The 18,590-nt window shown below is 36.4% G+C and carries 20 protein-coding genes and 3 riboswitches; of the genes, 5 read left to right on the top strand and 15 right to left on the bottom strand.

Annotation, left to right across the window (positions count from 1 at the left end; translation table 11 throughout):
• Nucleotides 1–202: 202 nt before the first annotated feature.
• From ACUN26_RS00670 to ACUN26_RS00655, 4 genes are all read left to right on the top strand, one after another.
• Complete coding sequence (locus tag ACUN26_RS00670; protein ID WP_000482720.1) at nucleotides 203–1,504, top strand: NCS2 family permease; 1,302 nt, start codon at nucleotides 203–205, stop codon at nucleotides 1,502–1,504.
• Nucleotides 1,505–1,595: 91 nt separating this feature from the next.
• A riboswitch (SAM riboswitch) is annotated at nucleotides 1,596–1,701 on the top strand.
• Nucleotides 1,702–1,789: 88 nt separating this feature from the next.
• Nucleotides 1,790–2,902, top strand: coding sequence for a sugar ABC transporter substrate-binding protein (locus ACUN26_RS00665; RefSeq protein WP_000732072.1), 1,113 nt, complete (start codon nucleotides 1,790–1,792; stop codon nucleotides 2,900–2,902).
• On the top strand, nucleotides 2,899–4,386 hold the full coding sequence (locus ACUN26_RS00660; protein ID WP_002093833.1) for a sugar ABC transporter ATP-binding protein: 1,488 nt from the start codon (nucleotides 2,899–2,901) through the stop codon (nucleotides 4,384–4,386). Before ACUN26_RS00665 ends, ACUN26_RS00660 begins: the two co-directional genes overlap by 4 nt.
• Nucleotides 4,370–5,365: an ABC transporter permease gene (locus ACUN26_RS00655; RefSeq protein WP_001054979.1), complete on the top strand. Its 996-nt coding sequence runs from the start codon at nucleotides 4,370–4,372 to the stop codon at nucleotides 5,363–5,365. Before ACUN26_RS00660 ends, ACUN26_RS00655 begins: the two co-directional genes overlap by 17 nt.
• A 58-nt stretch (nucleotides 5,366–5,423) precedes the next feature.
• Here the strand turns inward: ACUN26_RS00655 and ACUN26_RS00650 are convergent, their stop codons facing one another.
• The 4 genes from ACUN26_RS00650 to ACUN26_RS00635 all read right to left on the bottom strand — a co-directional run bounded on the left by ACUN26_RS00650 (nucleotide 5,424) and on the right by ACUN26_RS00635 (nucleotide 7,386).
• The gene (locus tag ACUN26_RS00650) at nucleotides 5,424–5,585 is read right to left on the bottom strand and encodes a hypothetical protein (protein ID WP_002038033.1); all 162 of its coding nucleotides are present in this window, start codon (nucleotides 5,583–5,585) and stop codon (nucleotides 5,424–5,426) included.
• A 25-nt stretch (nucleotides 5,586–5,610) separates the two neighbouring features.
• Nucleotides 5,611–5,814 (bottom strand): hypothetical protein, encoded by a 204-nt coding sequence (locus ACUN26_RS00645; protein ID WP_000432816.1) that lies wholly within the window; start codon nucleotides 5,812–5,814, stop codon nucleotides 5,611–5,613.
• A gap of 127 nt (nucleotides 5,815–5,941) precedes the next feature.
• Nucleotides 5,942–6,796: a patatin-like phospholipase family protein gene (locus ACUN26_RS00640; protein WP_000892699.1), complete on the bottom strand. Its 855-nt coding sequence runs from the start codon at nucleotides 6,794–6,796 to the stop codon at nucleotides 5,942–5,944.
• A 128-nt stretch (nucleotides 6,797–6,924) separates the two neighbouring features.
• A complete protein-coding gene (locus ACUN26_RS00635) occupies nucleotides 6,925–7,386 on the bottom strand; it encodes a MarR family transcriptional regulator (RefSeq protein ID WP_000442447.1) in 462 nt (153 codons plus the stop codon).
• Between the two features lie 139 nt (nucleotides 7,387–7,525).
• On the opposite strand from ACUN26_RS00635, the gene ACUN26_RS00630 reads away from it, so the two are divergent.
• Nucleotides 7,526–8,707 (top strand): MFS transporter, encoded by a 1,182-nt coding sequence (locus ACUN26_RS00630; protein ID WP_000415972.1) that lies wholly within the window; start codon nucleotides 7,526–7,528, stop codon nucleotides 8,705–8,707.
• Between the two features lie 23 nt (nucleotides 8,708–8,730).
• Here the strand turns inward: ACUN26_RS00630 and kdpDN are convergent, their stop codons facing one another.
• The 11 genes from kdpDN to thiG form a co-directional block, all read right to left on the bottom strand.
• Nucleotides 8,731–9,885, bottom strand: a complete 1,155-nt coding sequence (gene kdpDN / locus ACUN26_RS00625) for a KdpD-like non-kinase potassium sensor (protein WP_002038036.1) — start codon at nucleotides 9,883–9,885, stop codon at nucleotides 8,731–8,733.
• A gap of 56 nt (nucleotides 9,886–9,941) precedes the next feature.
• Complete coding sequence (gene kdpC, locus ACUN26_RS00620) at nucleotides 9,942–10,523, bottom strand: K(+)-transporting ATPase subunit C (RefSeq protein ID WP_001085548.1); 582 nt, start codon at nucleotides 10,521–10,523, stop codon at nucleotides 9,942–9,944.
• Between the two features lie 16 nt (nucleotides 10,524–10,539).
• Nucleotides 10,540–12,630, bottom strand: coding sequence for a potassium-transporting ATPase subunit KdpB (kdpB, locus tag ACUN26_RS00615; protein WP_001247984.1), 2,091 nt, complete (start codon nucleotides 12,628–12,630; stop codon nucleotides 10,540–10,542).
• Nucleotides 12,631–12,643: 13 nt separating this feature from the next.
• A complete protein-coding gene (kdpA, locus tag ACUN26_RS00610) occupies nucleotides 12,644–14,311 on the bottom strand; it encodes a potassium-transporting ATPase subunit KdpA (RefSeq protein WP_000638325.1) in 1,668 nt (555 codons plus the stop codon).
• Nucleotides 14,312–14,330: 19 nt separating this feature from the next.
• Nucleotides 14,331–14,411, bottom strand: coding sequence for a K(+)-transporting ATPase subunit F (gene kdpF / locus ACUN26_RS00605; protein ID WP_000972378.1), 81 nt, complete (start codon nucleotides 14,409–14,411; stop codon nucleotides 14,331–14,333).
• On the bottom strand, nucleotides 14,408–14,512 hold the full coding sequence (locus tag ACUN26_RS00600) for a SipW-dependent-type signal peptide-containing protein (protein WP_000887889.1): 105 nt from the start codon (nucleotides 14,510–14,512) through the stop codon (nucleotides 14,408–14,410). The genes kdpF and ACUN26_RS00600 overlap by 4 nt, the downstream gene beginning before the upstream one ends.
• Before the next feature lie 98 nt (nucleotides 14,513–14,610).
• A riboswitch (cyclic di-AMP (ydaO/yuaA leader) is annotated at nucleotides 14,611–14,756 on the bottom strand.
• Between the two features lie 262 nt (nucleotides 14,757–15,018).
• A complete protein-coding gene (locus ACUN26_RS00595) occupies nucleotides 15,019–15,252 on the bottom strand; it encodes a hypothetical protein (RefSeq protein WP_002038038.1) in 234 nt (77 codons plus the stop codon).
• A 13-nt stretch (nucleotides 15,253–15,265) separates the two neighbouring features.
• The gene (locus ACUN26_RS00590) at nucleotides 15,266–15,652 is read right to left on the bottom strand and encodes a hypothetical protein (protein WP_000424095.1); all 387 of its coding nucleotides are present in this window, start codon (nucleotides 15,650–15,652) and stop codon (nucleotides 15,266–15,268) included.
• A 93-nt stretch (nucleotides 15,653–15,745) separates the two neighbouring features.
• Nucleotides 15,746–15,894, bottom strand: a riboswitch (cyclic di-AMP (ydaO/yuaA leader).
• 89 nt (nucleotides 15,895–15,983) lie between these two features.
• Nucleotides 15,984–16,790 (bottom strand): bifunctional hydroxymethylpyrimidine kinase/phosphomethylpyrimidine kinase, encoded by an 807-nt coding sequence (gene thiD / locus ACUN26_RS00585; protein WP_000453550.1) that lies wholly within the window; start codon nucleotides 16,788–16,790, stop codon nucleotides 15,984–15,986.
• Between the two features lie 15 nt (nucleotides 16,791–16,805).
• Nucleotides 16,806–17,825 carry a thiazole biosynthesis adenylyltransferase ThiF gene (thiF, locus tag ACUN26_RS00580; RefSeq protein WP_001065429.1) on the bottom strand — a complete coding sequence of 340 codons (1,020 nt, stop codon included), beginning with the start codon at nucleotides 17,823–17,825 and terminating at the stop codon, nucleotides 16,806–16,808.
• Nucleotides 17,818–18,588: a thiazole synthase gene (thiG, locus tag ACUN26_RS00575; protein ID WP_000932006.1), complete on the bottom strand. Its 771-nt coding sequence runs from the start codon at nucleotides 18,586–18,588 to the stop codon at nucleotides 17,818–17,820. Before thiG ends, thiF begins: the two co-directional genes overlap by 8 nt.
• Between the last annotated feature and the right edge of the window lie 2 nt (nucleotides 18,589–18,590).

The raw sequence follows: 18,590 nt of genomic DNA, 5'->3' as shown, positions 1-18,590 counted from the left end.
AACTTCCTTCAGCTCCTTTTCCTTATCATGTGCACAATAAAAAACTACAATTCACACATAGTTTTACGATTAATATTCGAATTTAAGACACAAAATATGAATTGTTGTAAACTTTTTATACAAAACTATTGCAAAATAGTTAAAAAACGAATATTATATATAACTGTTGTGAAAATTATTCGTAAACAGAAAGGATGTTTATATGTTTAACCTTTCAAAACATAAAACTTCTATTAAAACTGAAATTATGGCAGGTATTATTACCTTCTTAACAATGGCATATATCATTGTCGTAAACCCTGTCATCCTTGGGGATGCAGGTGTTCCATTTGAACAAGCATTTACAGCAACAATTATCGCTGCTGTTGTCGGAACATTATTTATGGCGATCTTTACAAACTTACCAATCGCAATTGCACCAGGTATGGGATTAAATGCTTACTTCTCTTACTCTGTTGTAAAAGCTCATGAAGGCATGACTTTCGCAATTGCATTCTCTGCTGTATTCGTAGCAGGTATGATTTTAATTTTGTTATCATTCACATCTTTCCGTACAAAATTAATGGAAGCCATTCCTGAAAACTTAAAACACGCAATTACTGCTGGTATCGGACTATTTATCGCCTTTATCGGTTTACGTTTAACAGGTATCGTTACAAAAAACGATGCAAACTTAGTTGGACTTGGTGATCTTCACTCTGCTCCAGTTCTACTAGCATTAGCTGGACTTGGAATTACAATTGTCCTTATGTCTTTAAATGTAAATGGTGCGCTATTTATCGGCATGCTATTAACTGGTCTTATCGCTTTCTTCACAGGACAATTAACGTTCTCAAACGGTGTTACATCAATGCCTGGATTACCAGAAGGAATTATCGTATCAAATCCAATTACTGCTGTATCTGATGTAATTAACTACGGATTATACGGCGTTGTATTCTCATTCTTCCTTGTTACACTATTCGATACAACAGGTACACTACTTGGCGTTGCGCAACAAGGTGGATTTATGAAAGACGGAAAGCTTCCAAAAGCAGGACGAGCTCTTCTATCTGACTCATTCTCAGCAACAATCGGTTCTATGTTCGGAACAACACCATCAACAGCTTACATTGAATCTTCTGCTGGTGTTGCAGCTGGTGGCCGTACTGGTTTAACAACAGTTACAGTAGCTGTTCTATTCGCATTAGCAGCTTTCTTTGGACCATTAGTGAGCGCTGTATCTGGTGTATCAGCTATTACTGCACCATCACTAATTATCGTTGGTAGTCTTATGATGGGTTCAGTTCGCCACATCGATTGGGATTCATTTGATGAAGCATTCCCAGCATTCTTAGTAATCTTAAGCATGCCACTTACATCAAGTATCGCAACAGGTATCGCACTTGGATTTATTTCATACCCACTTATGAAAGTGGCAAAAGGTAAATTCCGTTCTGTTCACCCACTTGTGTATGTATTCGGAATCTTGTTCGCTTATCAATTGATATTCTTACCACATTAAAATCCCTCTTTCTGAGGGATTTTTTATTTTCAAAAAACATTTGACAACTGTACAGAATCATGGAATAATTCAAAATAGTTAAATATTCGATGTCTTATCAAGAGCAGGTGGAGGGATGAGCCCTACGAAGCCCGGCAACCGACCCATTTATGGGCACGGTGCTAATTCTTACAACACGTTGTGTTGAAAGATAAGAGTAATATGATAAGACGTCTTTTCTATATGAAAAGGCGTTTTTTATTTTCACTCCCTCCCCTCTCTTCTTAGTTTAGGAGGGATTTTTTTATGAAAAAATTGTGTTCCATCGTACTTATTTTTCTATTACTTACATTGACGGCTTGTACAAATGAACAAGATGCTATCTCTTCACAAAAGCAACAAACGGTGAAAAAAGTAACTACAACAGTTGAAAATCATTTACAAACAGAAATTCCAAAGCAAATAAAAAAGCCATTAAAAATCGCATTAATTATGCAAATGTCTATCGGAACTTTTTCCTCTCAATATATTGAGGGCGTCAAAAAACAAGTCGAGCTATTTGGCGGTAGTGTACAAGTCTACAATTCTGATAACGATTTAGCAAAAATGGCTGCAAATTTAGATACTGCTATTAATTCAAAAGTGGATGGTATTTTAATTGATCATGGCCGATCTGAAGCATTAAAACCTGGGGTAGAAAAAGCGTTACAGGCGAACATTCCCGTAGTCGCGTTTGATAACGATCTACGCTTACCAGGTGTAACGATTATTGATCAAGATGACTATAGTCTTGCATGGAAATCATTAAAAACGTTAGCAGAAGATTTGAATGGACAAGGAAATATCGCAGTCGTATGGGTTGGCGGATTTGCTCCAATGGAACGTCGTAACGTTATCATTGATGCTTTTTATAAACGGTATCCAAATATAAAAGAAGTTGCGCGATTCGGTACTGCTAGTAATAACACACCACTTGATACACAAACACAAGTAGAAGCTTTACTAAAAAAATATCCGAAAGAAGGAGATTTACAAGCCATTTTCGCTTCGTGGGATGAGTTTGCTAAAGGAGCTGTTAAAGCACTTGAACAAGCTGGTCGTACAGATATAAAAGTATACAGCATTGACTTAAGTAATGAAGATTTACAACTTATGCAAAAAGAAAACTCACCTTGGTCTGCTACGGCTGCAACGGATCCAGCTGAAGTAGGGAAAGTTCAAGTACGATTCTTATACAAAAAAATTGCCGGTGAACAAACGCCAGATATTTATTCACTAGAACCTTATTTAGTAAAGAAAAATAGTTTACCAAAAGAAAATATAACAATGGATCAATTATCAAAACATATAAACGGTTGGGGAGACTCGAAAGATGCGTATTCTCCTTGGATGAAAAAATTAGAGAAGGAGAAAAAATGATGACATTCTCTCTTCAAAACATTACACATTCTTATCATGCCGCTACACCTGTTCTAGAAGATGTTTCTATCCATATTCAAAAAGGAAAAGTTCATGCCCTACTAGGAATGAACGGTGCTGGGAAAAGTACTCTACTGAAAATAGCAACTGGTGAAATTCAACCAGTTGCTGGCGATATAAAAATTGATAATCAGTCTGTTTCCTTTCCTTCGCCACGCGATGCAAAAAAGCACGGTATTTCTTTCGTAACACAAGAAGTAGACCACGGACTTATTCCGGGATTATCTGTATTAGAAAATGTACTTATCGATCATTTAGCAATGCAAAATAAAGTACTATTTTCAAAGTCAAAATTAGTCGCACTCGCTAAACAACATTTGCAAACTGTACAGGCTGATTTAAATATTTTTGAAGATGTTTCAAACTGCTCATTACATGAAAAACAATTACTTCTTATCGCAAGAGCTTTATCCAACAATACAAATTATCTTTTATTAGATGAGCCTACTTCTTCTCTTGGACCGAAAGAAATTGAAACCTTCGGGCAACTATTAAAAGATTTAACATCAAAAGGAATTGGCATCATCTTAATTTCTCATCGTTTATCAGAGATTCGAAATTTCGCGGATGATGTAACTGTATTACATAATGGTAAAGTCGCACTTTTTGATGCGATTACAAAGGTTACAGATCAACAAATTGTAGAATCGATGACTGGAAAACAACTTACACTTCCTATTAATGCAGCACCAAAACGAGGGAACGAAGAATTCTTTAAAGTACAAGAACTTCCATTACACAAAAACCATTCTCCCCTTTCTCTCACCGTACGGAAAGGTGAAACTGTTGTGATATACGGATTAATTGGCAGTGGCAAAACAACACTTGCTGAAACGTTATTTGGTGCTCATCATACTTATCACGCAGAAATAAACGGTCAAAATATAACGATTAAAACACCGCGAGATGCGATTAAAGCGAAAATCGCACTTGTACCAGAAGAAAGAAGAAAACAAGGCGTATTTCTTTCGGAAGATATTATAAGCCACACGAATTTACACCAATCAGGTTGGAGACGAAAACAAACCGAATTAAATAATGCTACTGCGGCAATTTCTTCTTTCAGCATTTCACCGAATGACCCAAAAGCCTTTATTCATTCACTTAGCGGTGGAAATCAACAAAAAGTCTCGATTGCAAAGTGGCATGGATTCAAACCGAATCTCTTTCTTTTAGACGAGCCAACTAAAGGTGTAGACATAGCTGCAAAACAAGACATTTTTCAATTCATTCGTAACATTACTGAAAACGGGAGTTCCGTAATTTACTTCACAGGAGAACAAGATGAAGCACTACATATCGCTGATCGCATTCTTATACTGGCAAACGGAGAATTTGTAGGTGAATACTTACCAAACGAACTATCTCCTGAACAGCTTTTACATTTATCTGAAGGGAGTTATTCCATTGAATCTCGTTCATAAAACAAAAACTAAGAAACTATATTTACCTACTCATCTTTTTTATCAATTTAGTACGATTGCTATCATTATAGGTGTTACAATTTTCTTCTCTATCGTCAACGATTCTTTTTTAACGTACAACAATATTAGTGATATTTTACGCTCCATTTCTATCGTAACGTTACTTGCAATTGGTGTTACCTTTACATTAATTGTAGATGGGTTTGATTTATCAGTCGGCTCTACCGCTAGTTTAGCAACCATTGCAGCTGCTTCCTGTCTCGTTTTATATCGACAAGAACTATTAGTCACACTCCTTGTTCCTATTCTTTGTGGACTATTAGTTGGATTATTAAATGCACTACTCGTTATCCGAATTAAACTACCAGATTTACTAGCTACATTAAGTATTATGTATATCGTGAATGGACTACACTTAACATTTTCAAAAGGATCTTCTATTTATGAAGGAATGTCTGGTGCCAAAGGACATTTTATTCCATCCTTTTTATTTATCGGTCAAGGTTCTGTCTTAGGAATTCCAGTCCCTGTCATTATCATGCTTATTGTCGTTTTGATTGCATATGTATTTTTAGAAAAAACAACGTACGGTCGTTTCTTTTATATGACAGGTGGGAATCGAGAAGCTGCTAGACTAGCTGGTATTCCTACTGATCGTTACCGTGTATATGCCTATATGATTAGCGGTTTACTTGCCTCTATTGGCGGAATTATTCTATGTAGCCGCGTTGGCACAGGACAAGTTTCAGCTGGCGCCCCATTATTAATGGATGCAGTTGCCGCTGCCTATATCGGTTATGCAATGTTCGGTGCTAAGAAACCAAATGTCATCGGAACATTTCTTGGTTCCGTATTAATCGGGATCATATTAAACGGCCTTACAATGATGAACGTTCCTTATTATGCACAAGATATCATTAAAGGCAGTATTTTAATTGCTGCTTTAGCCTTTTCATTTATTAAAAAGAACCGTAAATAAAGTGAAGGCTTTTACGGGCAAATAGCGGGATAAAAAGTAGCGCATCGAATTCGATGCGCTACTTTCCTTTTGCAACAATCACACGAACTACTTTCAACGCAAGGAGCAGAAGACCGTTCGCTATTGCTATAACACCTAAGAAAATTGCTATCATCAGCTCTCCCATTCCATTATTAAATACATAAATAATAGAAGAAATGAAAACCTCCTCTACGACCAAACTACTTAAAAGAGGTTAGAAACCTTTAATATTTCTCATTTACCTGTAATTCTTTACTATACTTTTGAATGAACACTGATGAAATAATCATTACCATTCCTATACTAAAACCAATAAGCTGATCTAATAACATTTCATCATGCATGAGTAAACGAAATAAAAATACACCACCAAAAATAAGCAACATAGTAAATCCAGTATGTCTAAGTCCTTTATATACATTTTCCATATGTATCACCTCTCCACATACCTTTATCCATATTATACCATATTCCGAAAATTTGTATAACCAACATTCGGTATTGAAACCACTAATAAAAAAGACTGCAGAGAAATTCTTCTCCGCAGCCTAATATTTATTTTTGCAAAAACGCCTGTAAATCTGCAAATTGTCTCTTTGCATCCTCATAGCCTTGCTCATATAAACTTTGTAATTTTGCTGTATCTTTTTCCATACGATCTACTTGAAGCGGCACTTCTGGGCGAATAACAAATAAATTCCCAGCTTGTTCTTCTTTTTCAATGTAGTGAAGTGTTTCATTATACACTTCATAACGATTCAGCATCGTGTTAACAAGGTTCGGATATTTTTTATAAGCTTTCGCTGCAACCCATCCAAACTTTGATTTTTTCTTTGCGTAACCATGATTTCTCGTTAAAATAACGACTGATTTTTTAAATCCGTCTTCTTGCGCTTTACGAACTGGAATCGGATCAGAAATCCCGCCATCTAACAATTGCTTACCGCGGTAATTTACTACCGGTGCAATGAAAGGCAATGAACTAGACGCTTGTAATAAATTTAGCGCATCATCATTCGTTCCTTCTTTTTCAAAATAAACAGATTGCCCTGTTTCACAATCTGTTGTCCCTACAAGGAAACGCTCTGGACTATTGAAGTATGTTTCAAAATCAAACGGCACATGCTTTTCTGGAATTTCATGAAAAATGAAATCCATATCGAATAGTTGACGTTTTTTCCACAAATTTTTATACGATAAATATTGTGGATGTGATGCATAATCAATATTGACTGTTTTATTTCTATTTCTTTGTCTGGAAAGATACGACGCTGCATGACAAGCACCAGCCGAGACACCAATCACATATGGAAAATATAAATCTTGTTCCATAAAATATTCTAATATCCCGCCCGTATATACACCACGCATACCGCCGCCTTCTAATACTAACCCCGTATTTTCAAGCATGTTACTCTCTCCTCTATATATATTGACTCTTTAATTATTCACTATGTTAAGTATCTTTTTCTATTATATATGAGTTCTTTCAGAAATTATATTCAAAAGGCTTGAGAAAAAAGTATTTTTTCTTCCAATTATATTTCCAAATGATCAGAGACATCCTTTATAAACCTTTGAATAAAATCTTGCTCTTCTTTCGTATATCCATCTAAAAGTAACAGCCACTTTTCTTCCGCTTGTTTATGCAACTTTTCATGAGCTTTATATATTTCATTTCCTCTTTCCGTTAAGCGGAAGAAAATTTCTTTTTGATTATCTAACATTTGCATCTTCTCAACGAACTGCTTTTGAAATAACTTTGTACAAATTTTAGAGATCGCGCCCTTCGTCATTCCCATTTCTGTCGTAATAGCCGTTACATTCATGAGACCATTTTGTCCGATACACTCGATAACATGTAACTCAGATAAAGACATACCACTTACACCTGTTTCACGAAGAAACTTCTCATTATTTTCTTTCAAATGCTCTTCTTTTTTATGAAAAAGTGTACGAATATCCGAAATTATTTCCATTTGTTTCGCTGTACGTTCCAATCCATTCGCCTCCTAAGTTTCCAAAGAAACAATTTAACTATATACCATTTTAAAATCATTTCTCCATCTTTACAAGTGAGAAAATCATGTTAAAATAAATTTAGTTTCCTAGGAAACTAAAAATAAGGAGGTTAGCATTATGGAAAAAACCAAACTGAATTTCATTTTATATGTTGTCTGTATGAGTGCCTTACTCAGTTCCTTCGCTCAAAATATTTACACACCGATCTTACCGATGATTCAAAATTCGTTTCATACTTCTCTTTATCTTGTAAGTTTAACCGTTTCACTTTTCACATTCATTCTTGCGATTATGCAGCTCATATACGGACCTTTAATTGATACAAAAGGAAGAAAATCTGTCCTTATCCCTAGTTTAATTATTAGTACAATCGGCTCAATTGGTTGTGCTTTCTCACCAAACATTTACTTATTTCTATTTTTTAGAGCTGTTCAAGCTATAGGAATAGCGGCTATACCTGTAGTTGCAGCAACGATTATCGGTGATTTATTTGAAGGAAAAGAACGCGGAGAAGCGATGAGCCTTTATCAAATGTTACTTGCTCTCGCACCTGCGATCGGCCCTCTTATAGGTGGTTATCTCGGCAGTATACACGGCCACTTATCTGTATTTCTGTTTTTATCTACAATTGGCATCATATTATTAATTATAAACATTTCACTACTTCCAGAAACAAAACCAAATGTAATTAAACAACCTAAAGTAAAAAAGAATTACTGGCTTATCTTAAAAAATAAAACTGGATTTTCTATTACACTTATTGGCTTTATTCAATTTTGTATGTATTTCTGTTTCCTGGTTTTTTTGCCTAGCATATTAACAAATATATATCATCTACACGCAAGTGAAATTGGTCTTATGTTTGTACCAATGTCCCTTTCTATTATGTTAGGAAGTTATTGCTACAAATTTTTGCAAAAACAGTTCACAACAAAGCAAGCTTTATTCATCACTAGTTTCTTCAATATTATATGTATCACTTTATTCTCTTTAGCATATAGCAACAATATCCCAACCTTCATTATCGTTACCTCTTTATACGGTTTTAGCATGGGACTTTCTATGCCAACTCACACTACTTTATTAACGGAAGAATTCGTACAAGAACGCGCAACAGCTATCGGTATGTACAACTTCATTCGCTATTTTGGCATGGGTACAGGACCTATTGTAGGTGGGTTTCTTTTATTTAATCAAAATTACTTTTGGATTTTCTTTATAGGAGCAGTTACATTTCTACTTATAGTTTTATACGCAATAAAAATGTTACGTTTCTCTACCGCACAAAAGGCAAAATAGAGCCCCCGAAAGGTGGGCTCTATTTAAGCTCTTTGATCCGCAACAATATGAATATCAATATACTTTGTTTGTCTCATAATTTCATTTACAATAGAACCTTTTCGTATTTCTTCCCACCTTGTTCTTGCAGATTGTCCGAGTAAAACTTGTGTTACTTGTAGTCTCTGGGCAACTTCGATAATAACATCAGCTGGTTTTCTTCCTTTTGCTTCTTCTAATACAAAACTCGCATCAAATTGATTGGTTAACGATTTCCACTCTTCAATCGTCTGCTTTTTTCCAGCTGAAATAGAATCTATATTTTCCCTCTCAACGTTTAATACGTACAATTCAGCATTTAACCGATCAGCCATGCGCCATCCCCGTCTTATTAATTTCTCCGCTGTTGAACTGTATTGTACACAAACGAGAATTTTTTCTTTTACGCCAATTGGTTCTATTACTGTTTGGCTAATTTTCTCGTCCATATCATCAGCAACTTCTCGAAGTGATAATTCCCTAAGTGCCCCTAGATTATTAAGCGTAAAGAAATTTTGTAAGCTCTGCTGAATTTTTTCTTCCTTATATATCTTTCCATCTATTAATCTCTTCCTTAATACCTCAGGCGTTGCATCAACGAGCTGAATTTCATTTGCTTTTTGTAAAATAAAATCTGGAATACGTTCCCGTACTTTTACATTCGTAATTTGAGCTACAATGTCATGAACGCTTTCTAAATGTTGAATATTAAACGCAGATAATACAGATATACCGGCATCTAACAATTCTTGCACATCCATGTAACGCTTCTTATTTTTAGACCCAGGAATGTTACTATGTGCAAGTTCATCCACTACAACTACTTGCGGGCCACGCTTTATAATTCCTTCTACATCAAGTTCATAAAATACTTTTCCTTTATACTCTATTTCTTTTAAAGGAACTTTTTCTAAATCAGCAATTGCTTCTTCCGTCTCTTTTCTACCATGTGTTTCAATTAAACCAATTACAATATCAATGCCGTCTTTTTTCATCTCTCGTGCATCAAAAAGCATTTTATAACTTTTCCCTACGCCTGGGGCAGCCCCTACGTATAGCTTTAATTTTCCACGATTTTGTTGACGAATGTATTCTAAATATTCCTCTGGCGTTCGCCTTTGAAACGTCGGTTTATAATCATCCGCATACAAAACACTCACAACCCTTCTTGCGAAACAACACTACCTCAATCCGTTAGATTGAGGTAGTACTGTTACTATTTCATTAATTTCTGTAATTCTAAGTTTAACTTTAAGACGTTTACGCGATCTTCTCCAAATAAACCGAGGGCAGCACCTTCTGTTTGTTCCTTAATCAATTGATTTAACTTTTCTTTCGGAATATTCGTTAATTTAGAGATGCGATCTACCTGCACAGACACTGCCTTTGGACTAATGTCAGGATCAAGCCCTGAACCTGAATTCGTCACTAAGTCTATCGGTACTTCTGTAACTGGAACGGTTGGATTTTGTTTCTTCCAGTCTTCCATACTTTTCTCTACTCGTTTCTCTAAATCTGGATTAGACGGTGCATAGTTATTTGAACCAGATGCTTCTGCTTTATATTCTATACTAGAGACACGTCCATGAAAATAACGTGGATCTGTGAAATTTTGACCGATTAACTTCGAACCAACTATTTCATCCTTATCATTATATATAAGACTTCCATCCGCATTATCCTTCATTACCGCTTGTGCAATACCAGTTACAATAAGCGGGTATACGAGGCCGCACAAAACTAAAAATGTAAAAGTAATACGAATAATTGGTGATAGTATACTTTGTTTCTTCGCCATCTTTTTCCCCTCTTCCTTATATGAACAAGCCGACAATCATATCAATTACCTTAATTCCAATGAACGGAACGATAACCCCGCCAAGCCCGTAAATGAGTAAGTTTCTGCTAAGCAATGCATTAGAGCTCATCGGTTTATATGCGATTCCTTTCATCGCTAATGGAATAAGTAATGGAATAATAACAGCGTTAAATATTAATGCTGATAAAATTGCTGACAGTGGTGACGTTAATTTCATAATGTTCAATGCTTCCATTTGCGGAATCGCAAGTGTGAACATCGCTGGAATAATTGCAAAATATTTTGCTATATCATTCGCAATACTAAACGTTGTTAACGCCCCGCGCGTCATTAACAATTGCTTACCAATTCCTACAACCTCAATAATTTTCGTTGGATTCGAGTCTAGATCAATCATGTTCGCCGCTTCTTTCGCTGCTGTCGTACCACTATTCATCGCTAATCCAACGTCGGCTTGCGCTAACGCCGGCGCATCATTTGTACCATCACCTGTCATCGCTACAAGCTTCCCTTTATCTTGCTCTGCTTTAATAACTGCAATTTTATCTTCTGGTTTACACTCGGCAACGAATTCATCTACACCTGCTTCTTTTGCAATTGTTGCTGCTGTTAATGGGTTATCCCCTGTACACATAACCGTTTTAATCCCCATCTGACGTAATTGTTCAAAACGCTCACGCATACCAGGTTTTACCGTATCCTTTAAATAAATTAAACCGTAAATACGATCATCTACTGCCACTACAAGTGGTGTTCCACCCTCTTTTGAAATGAAATCTGCTTTTTGATTCACATCTTTTGGAATCTTTCCACCTTGTGATCGAACCCATTCAATCACGCTACCTACAGCACCTTTTCTCACTTTCGTTCCGTCCTGTAAATCGACACCACTCATTCTTGTTTCTGCTTTAAACGGAACGAACTCCCCTTGTTCTGCAAGTTCTCGATTATATGATATAGATTTCGTTTGCACATATTCTATAACAGATCGGCCTTCTGGTGTTTCATCTAAAACAGAACTAATAGCAGCCCACTTTCCAACTTGCTCAATCGTTTCATTTCCTACTGGAAGCAGTGTATGTGCCATTCGGTTCCCGAAAGTAATCGTACCTGTTTTATCTAAAATAATTGTATTAATATCGCCCGCAGCTTCTACTGCTTTCCCTGACATCGCTAACACGTTAAATTTTGTCACCCGGTCCATCCCAGCTATACCAATTGCCGATAATAACCCACCAATTGTCGTTGGAATTAAACAAACTAACAATGCTACAAGTACAGCTGTATCAATTTGAAACCCTAAATAATTCGTGAAAATTGGCAACGTCACAACAACGATTAAGAAAATAAGCGTTAAACTCGTTAATACTGTATTTAAAGCAATCTCATTCGGCGTTTTTTGACGAGCAGCCCCTTCTACTAATGAAATCATTTTATCAATAAATGATTCTCCAGGATTACTTGTAATAACAATTGTAATCTCATCACTTACGACCATCGTTCCGCCTGTTACGGAACAAAAATCGCCACCCGCTTCCTTTATAACAGGGGCTGATTCTCCTGTTATTGCAGATTCATCGACAGACGCTAACCCTTTTATTACTTCACCATCATTTGGAATCATTTCCCCTTGTTTTACGATAACAACGTCACCTTTTCTCAGATCAGTTGCTGAAACTTGAACAATGTCTCCATTTTCTTTTACGACATTTGCAAACACATCTTTCTTCGATTGTTTTAAAGAATCGGCTTGCGCTTTACCACGGCCTTCAGCTAACGCTTCTGCAAAGTTAGCAAATAAAACTGTAAATAATAGAATGAGAGAAACTGTTATATTAAACCATCCTGGTACACTACTAGAACTGCTTGGGAGAAAAGATAAAATGAACGTAATGATAAACCCAATTTCCACAATGAACATAATCGGATTCTTTATCATTACTTTCGGATTCAATTTCGCAAAGGATTGTTTCATCGCATGCGTCACGATATCACGATCCAACGTTTTCGCTTGTCTAACTTCATCTTCTACAGCATGTATTTGTGAATCGTTCAATTGTTTTTCTTTTACTACTACCGGTCTCATTATTTACCCTCCATTACTTCAATGTAAGAAATTCTGCAATTGGGCCAAGTACTAACATCGGGAAAAATGTTAATGCACCAACAATTACAATCGTTCCAATAAAGATTCCTCCAAATAAACCATTATCCGTACGGAACGTTCCGACTGTTTCTGGTACTACCGTCTTCTCTTTCAATGAAGCTGCTACAGCTAGCATCGTAATTAAACTGAAATAGCGTCCTAAAAACATAACTAAACCAGTCGTAATATTCCAAAACGGTGTATTATCTGCTAATCCTTCAAATCCAGATCCATTATTCGCAGCTGACGATGTGTATTCATATACAACTTGCGTTAAACCGTGAAAACCGGAATGAGAAATCGCATCCGTTCCTAAACTTGTTGAAAGAGCTAATGCAGAAAATCCTAAGATAAGTAATGGATGAAATAGAATCGTTACTGCAATTAATTTCATTTCCTTACCTTCAATCTTTTTACCTAAAAACTCTGGTGTTCTTCCGACCATTAATCCAGATATAAAGACTGCAATAATTGCATACATAATAATATTAATAAAGCCCGCTCCAACACCGCCGTATACTGTATTCAACATCATATTTACGAGTGGAACTAAACCGCCAATTGGCGTTAACGTATCATGCATCGTATTAACGGCCCCTGTTTCAGCAGCTGTCGTTACTGTTGCGTATAGTGAAGAGAATACTGTTCCAAATCGTACTTCTTTCCCTTCTGTACTTCCTTGTACATGTTCGATACCCATTCCATTTAATGCCGGATTCCCGTTTAGTTCAGATGTCGTAATCGTTATAAATCCTAGTAAAAACACCATGAATAGTGAAACGAAAAGGATACGCCCTTGTTTTTTATTTCCTACCATTCGTCCGTACGTAAATGGAAGTGCTGTTGGTAATAACATCATAAGCATCATTTGCAAAATATTACTCATTTGTCCTGGATTTTCAAAAGGATGTGTAGAGTTTGCCCCGAAAAATCCACCGCCGTTATTCCCAAGTTCCTTAATAGAAACGAATGATGCAACAGGCCCTCGTAAAATACTTTGTTTTGCTCCATCAATCGTTTGTGCTGTAACCGCCCCATCTAACGTTTGTGGTACACCAAGTGCGACAAAGACTAACGCTGCAATAAATGCGATAGGAAGAAACACTCTCGTTAACGCCCTCGTAAAATCAACGAAAAAGTTGCCAAGTTCTTTTCCAGCAAGTCCTCTTATAAAAGCCATAACAATCGCTAACGTCGTTGCTGGTGCCGCAAACATTAAAAATGTAATCCCGATTAATTGTGATAAATAAGATAAACCATTTTCACCGCTGTAATGTTGTAAGTTTGTATCAGCCATAAAACTAATCGCTGTATTAAAAGCGAGCGTAGGCTCCATCCCTTCAATATGCGCTGGATTTAATGGCAATACACCTTGTAATCTAAAAATGAAATATACAACGACAATCATAAATCCGTTGAGTAGAACTAATGATAATGCATACTGTTTCCACGTTTGATTGTATCCTTTTACACCTGTAATTTTAAAAATAAGTTTCTCAAAAGGCCCGAATACTTTATCTAGCATTTTGCTACCTTGAAAGGCTTTCTCTAAATAAATCCCCGTTGGCTTTGCTACTAAAATAAACAAGAGCATTGTAATAATGACTGCAACCCAAATCATAATGAATGATTCCCCCTAATTAAAACTTTTCTGGATTTAATAATGCGTATACTAAGTACACCGTAATCGCTGCAACAATAACCGATAAGGCAATCATCATGATTGCTTCCCTTCTTTCACAACTTTATCTGACCAACTTGCAAGACTTGCCATCGATGCTACTAATACAACAAAAATTCCGATCATCACAACATCTAACATAACAATCCCTCACTTTAAATGTTAAAATTTACCATTAAAATATTAAAAAAGAACACTGAGCTCTACTCAGTATTCAAAAAATGAACAACAAAAAGTAAACCTCCTCTCTAAACGCTTACGAGGTTAGCTGTCGGATTCGGGCCTAAAGAGTAGCCCTACTTTCAAAACTGAAAGATTCACCCCAAGTGACGATGCACAAAATTGGTTCCCCCGCTCCATTTCTGGAACTCAGCGATTTTAGGTTTTTTTTGGAAATTTGATAAATGATTTATGAGAGTAAATATACTCCTCTATATTTCACTTGTAAAGAGGTAAATTACTTAAAATAAGAAAATATTACGCTATTTAAACGCTTACATTACGTATTATTAATATTCTTTCATCTGTTTTCTTGTCTTTTCTTTCTTTTTCATAGAAATGACCTTTTATATATAAAAAAAAGAGCGAATGTATATAAGCACCCCACTTAGGCACACTTAACATTCGCTCTCGTTTTCATTCAGAATTTATTTACCACATAAAAAAGCACGTAAATTTCTCCCACGGATATAAACTTGTGATAATTCTGCATGTAACTGCTCATATTCAATAATATCCGCCTCTAAATACAAAGCATCTTTTGATGGTAATAAAATATATGGCCCTGGAAAAATAGGATCAATCTGTGCCAATTCTTGAACCCTCTCGATCGATACCGCCCAACGATTTGCTATATCTCCAAATAGTAGTACCTTCATCATTTCTTCCCCCGCCCTATTCAAAAAATAAAAACGAAATATTATCACAGTTCGTAAACACGACAAATTTAGCTCCAATTGTTTCATAGAGCCGCGCTGGATATCGTTTATTCCTTGTAACAACAGTAATAGGCGCTTGAAAAGAAAAACGAATGTGTTCTGTGAAGAAACTAACTGTTGGAAGCTCATCCCCTAGTAAAATCACCTTCTTAATTCGTGTGCACATACTAGTAAAATCTTTCTCCTTATTACAGCTATAAGCTGATTCAAACCCATAATCTCTAACTTCAGCCGCTATCTCTTCATTGGCTGTAAAAATAATTAACTCATGCTGAAATGCTACTAGCTCTCTTAAACTCTTTACCTTGTTTTTTTCTCCAACACAAATAAGTGTTAGTTCCATGTACCTCATCCTCCTTAGCATAAAAGAATTCAAACGTAGATTGATATTCCCCTATACTAATCGGATCGATGAAGTGATGTATCCATCATGGCACCGTCCTCTCTCAAAACGCTTACGAAGTTAGCTGTCGGATTCGGGCTTTGAGAGTAGCCCTACTTTCAAAACTGAAAGATTCACCCCAAGTGACGATGCACAAAATTGGTTCCTCCGCTCCATATATTTGGACTCAGCGTATTACAAAAAATGTATTCTGGCTGATATATTACTCTTGTATTTTGAAAAAGTAAACAAAAAAAGCCAGTTGTAAAACTGGCCTTTTCATTCTTCATGCTTATGCTTTATTCAATTTATACGCAAAATGATTCGTTGGTCCATGACCACTACCAATATTCAATGGCTCTTCAATTGCTATACTAATAAATCGTTTTGCCTCTTGAACTGCTTCGTCCATTGAGTATCCTTTCGCAAGTCCAGCTGTAACTGCTGAAGCAAATGTACAGCCACTTCCGTGCGTTTGTTTCGAAGGAATTCGTTCACTTCTAAATTCAATAAACTCTTCTCCATCAAAGAGTAAATCAATTACTTCATTACCTTGATATTCCGCATGTCCGCCCTTCATAAGCACATATTTAGCACCTAATTCGTGCAATACTTTCGCAGCTTTCTTACTATCTTCTATATTATGAATCTCCATCCCAGTTAACACTTCAGCTTCTGGAACATTCGGTGTAATAACTGTTGCTACTGGTAATAAATATTCCTTTAATGCTTGAACTGCTTCTTGCTGTAATAATGATGCTCCGCCCTTTGCAATCATAACAGGATCTAGCACAATATTATTCCAACCAAATTTCTTAATCTGTTCTGCCACAATTTGAATAATTTCACTACTAAATAACATTCCTAGTTTCACTGCATCTGGTGTTAAATCCGTACCAATTGAATTCAGCTGTTCCGTAATACCTTCTAATGGAACAGGATATACCCCTTGAACGCCAAGCGTATTTTGAGCAGTAATTGCCGTAATTGCCGTCATCCCATACACACCAAGCTCTTGGAATGTTTTTAAATCCGCTTGAATACCAGCACCACCGCCGCTATCAGATCCTGCAATTGTTAAAGCTTTATTCACTTCCATCTCACTCATCCTTTTCTATCCAAAATAGCGATGATAAATCGTCTTTGCTTCGCTTATATCTTTCGTTCCATGTACAAGTACACGGCCATCTTTGAAGGCAACTAACCTCTTTTCTTCAACAGAGAAAGATAGTAAATATGGATTTACATTTAAATCATTCACACGGCCTTCTAGTAGCTGTTTATATTGTTCAAAATCCATTTCTTCTTTATGAGGTGGTCTAATTTGAACTGTATTTCTCCCGCATAAAACTGCTGTTTTCGATGTATTCTCTTTATTTAAATACGGATATAATGCATTCTCTCCGCACGAAGGACAATTATGTTTGCGAAGTTTTTGCACATTCATACATGAATACTCATTCTTCCACATATCAAACGATACAAGTCCATCTCGAAGTGATTTATAATCTTCTACTAACAGTTTAAGAGCTTCTGTTACTTGATGAGAAACGACAAGAGATACAGCAGGTGATATAATACCCGCTGTATCACATGTCGCCCCGCCAAGCGGAATCGATTGTAATAAACATGATAAACATGGTGTTTTACTAGGAAGAATTGTGTAAGAAAGACCGTAACTGCCTACACATGCACCATAAATCCATGGAATAGAATATTTTTGTGCTATATCATTCACAATAAAACGTGTTTCAAAATTATCAGTCGCATCAATCATTACATCAACGTTTGTAACAAGTTCTTCTAGCTCCTCAGCTGTTACATCTTGAACGAGGGCCTCTATTGTTACATCACTATTAATCTCTTCTAAACGCTTTTTAGCCGCTATAGCCTTCGGAAGATTATTTTTCACGTCGCTCTCTGCATACAATTGTTGTCTTTGTAAATTACTCCAATCGACATAATCACGGTCAACAATTGTTATCTTCCCAACACCAGCTCTTACAAACATTTCTGCATTTGCACTACCAAGTGCGCCTGCGCCGATAATAAGCACATGCTTTTCTCTTATCTTTTGCTGTCCTTCTTCCCCAATTGGAGAAAATAGTTCTTGGCGAGAATATCGATTATTCAACTACACTCATTCCTTCTAAAGGACTGCTTGCAGTTGCACAACGTTTACGTGCAATACGCCCCGCTTCAAAGCCTATGCGACCTGCCTCAATACCTAACTTCATTGCGTATGCCATCTTAATAGGATCTTTTGCTCCTGATACAGCCGTATTTAATAACACACCATCTGCTCCTAATTCCATCGCAAACGCTGCATCAGCTGGGCTACCAATACCTGCATCAACGATAACCGGTACTGTCGCTTGTTCAATAATGAAGCTTAAATTTAACGGATTTACAATACCAAGCCCTGAACCGATTGGTGATGCTCCTGGCATAATTGCATGCACACCTAGTTCTTGTAATTTACGTGCTAATACAACATCATCAGATGTGTACGGAAGTACGATAAACCCTTCTTCTAGTAACATTTCAGATGCCTTTAACGTTTCTACTGGATCAGGTAACAACGTTCTATCATCACCAATAACTTCAACTTTGATCATGTCACAAAGCCCTGAAGCTTTTGCTAATTTTGCAATACGAACAGCTTCTTCAGCATTTTTTGCTCCAGCTGTATTTGGTAATAACGTATATTTTTTCACATCAAGCTTCTCTAATAAATTAAGTTGCTTTGCATCAAATATATCCATACGACGTACTGCAAACGTTAAAATTTCAGCTTCAGAAGCGTCAATTGCTTTTTGCTGTACGTCAAAATCAGGGAATTTCCCTGTTCCTAATAAAAGTCTAGACTGAAATGACAATGGTCCAATGTTTAACATAA

It is taken from the genome of Bacillus sp. WC2503, assembly GCF_052682895.1.
This window is presented reverse-complemented; position numbering and strand designations above follow the sequence as displayed.